The following is a 234-nucleotide window of genomic DNA, read 5'->3' on the forward strand; positions in this document are numbered from 1 at the left end:
CAAAAAAAATACGTTTTGAAATGCTACTTTTAGAGGGTCAATCGAGACTGGTGAGTCACTGGCGAACAGGATTGCTTCGTTTTGTAATAAAACATCATGATGAATGTCTTCAAGTGACTGGCTTTCATTTTGTTCTAACTGATCTAGACTCATGCGGAAACTCCCTGAATGGACACCGGAGCTTCAATTCCGGTATGAATAATCTGGATTATTTGCTGACGTGTGAGTTAAAGT

1 pseudogene is annotated in these 234 nt (G+C 39.3%); it reads right to left on the reverse strand.

The annotated features are described in order from the left end of the window. Positions 1-153 (reverse strand): annotated as a pseudogene (locus ACNQO6_RS18515) (SMC-Scp complex subunit ScpB); the annotation flags it as partial. Positions 154-234 lie beyond the last annotated feature (81 nt).

This window comes from Acinetobacter calcoaceticus (assembly GCF_051947995.1).
In the GTDB taxonomy this organism is placed as follows: domain Bacteria; phylum Pseudomonadota; class Gammaproteobacteria; order Pseudomonadales; family Moraxellaceae; genus Acinetobacter.